Annotated in this window: 3 protein-coding genes and 1 pseudogene; all 4 read right to left on the minus strand. The window is 75.6% G+C overall.

The window, feature by feature from the left end:
- Positions 1 to 35 precede the first annotated feature (35 nt).
- A pseudogene (locus tag H5J29_RS32430) lies at positions 36 to 506 on the minus strand (GTP-binding protein); the annotation flags it as partial.
- The gene (locus H5J29_RS32435) at positions 490 to 834 is read right to left on the minus strand and encodes a DUF742 domain-containing protein (protein ID WP_181784720.1); all 345 of its coding nucleotides are present in this window, start codon (positions 832 to 834) and stop codon (positions 490 to 492) included. The gene H5J29_RS32435 and the pseudogene H5J29_RS32430, both read right to left, overlap by 17 nt.
- A gap of 7 nt (positions 835 to 841) precedes the next feature.
- Positions 842 to 1,225, minus strand: a complete 384-nt coding sequence (locus H5J29_RS32440; protein WP_181784721.1) for a roadblock/LC7 domain-containing protein — start codon at positions 1,223 to 1,225, stop codon at positions 842 to 844.
- Positions 1,222 to 1,473, minus strand: a 252-nt coding sequence (locus H5J29_RS32445) for a hypothetical protein (RefSeq protein ID WP_220188216.1), incomplete at its 5' end; no start/stop codon positions are given. The genes H5J29_RS32440 and H5J29_RS32445, both read right to left, overlap by 4 nt.

Raw genomic sequence — 1,473 nt, forward strand, 5'->3', positions numbered from 1 at the left:
GCCCCGCGAGGGCGGCGGAACGGAGGCCCTTATCACGGTGCCGATGGCGGGAGCGCCAGGGCCTCGCGGACCTCCGCCTCGGTGTGCGCCTGTGAGCCGGGGAAGGTGTTGACCCCCACGACGTACGGGATCCCGCGGTCCTCGAAGTAGTCGATCGCGGCGAAGGAGTCCTCGATCCGGTGCAGGTCCACGAGCACGACCGCGCCGACCGAGCCGCGGGACAGCTCGTCCCACATGAACCAGAAGCGGGACTGCCCCGGCGTGCCGAACAGGTAGAGGATCATCGACTCGTCGACGGTGATCCGGCCGAAGTCCATGGCCACGGTCGTCGTGGACTTGCCGGGCACCGCGGAGAGGTCGTCGACGCCGTCGGACGCCGCGGTCATCAGCTGCTCGGTGAGCAGCGGCGGGATCTCCGACAGCGCGCGCACGAAGGTCGTCTTCCCCACCCCGAAACCCCCGGCCACCAGGATCTTCAGCGGGACCGGCTCAGCCCGTGCGCGCACGCAGCCCCTCCAGGAGTCGTTCGAGGACGTCCCGGTCCAGGGGGCCCCGGGCGGCCGCGTGCACGGAGACGTACCCGGCCTCGGCGAGGTCGCCGACGAGCACCCGCGCCACCCCGACCGGGACGGCCAGCAGCGCCCCCAGCTCGGCGATCGACACCGGCGACTCCGCCGCAGCGACGATCCGCGCGTGCTCGCGCTGCAGCCCGCGGGCGTGCCTGCCCGCCGGGGCCGCCGTCACGAGCGCCTCGATGGGCAGCGCCTCCCCCGCCGCGCGGGTCCGCTTCCCCGTGACGGCGTAGACCGGCACGACCCGACCCGGCTCCGTCACGACCCGCTCACCAGGTCCCCCGCAGGCCCGGCTCCAGGCTGTGCCCGACCCGCACCGCGAGCATGGCCATCTCGTAGCCGACGGCGCCGATGTCCGACCGCCGGTCCGCGTGCACCGCGAGCAGCGCGCCCACCCCGACGGCCCCGACGAACAGGTAGGCCTGCTCCATCTCCAGCACGGTCTGCGCGACGGGCCCGGAGCCCAGCAGGGACGCGGCGCCGTGCGAGAGGCTCGCGAGGCCCGAGGCCGCCGCCGCGAGCTGGTCGCCCAGCGTCTCGCCGACCGACTCGGAGGTGGCCAGGCACAACCCGTCGGCCGAGACGAGGACCGCGCCGAGCACACCGGGCACGCGGCGCGCGAAGTCGGTGAGCTGCCAGTCGAACCCGCTCACGAGTCACCGCCGGGGCCGAGCTGGTCCGGGCCTGCGAGGGCCGAGCGACGGGCCTGCTGGTAGCGGCTGAGGGCTCGGGCGGCGTCGAGGTCCGGGAGCGGGGCGGGGGTGTCCGCCGTCGCGCGCCGCCGCCGCAGCTCGGGCGAGAGGTTGGCCTGAGGCACCCGGCGCCGCAGGCCGCTCCGCCCGGGCTCCGGATCGGGCGGGTGGGCCGGAGCGGGGAGCTCCGTGGGATCCGGCGTGCGATC

It is taken from the genome of Pseudonocardia pini (assembly GCF_013870575.1).
GTDB classification, from domain to species: Bacteria; Actinomycetota; Actinomycetes; order Mycobacteriales; family Pseudonocardiaceae; genus Pseudonocardia; species Pseudonocardia pini.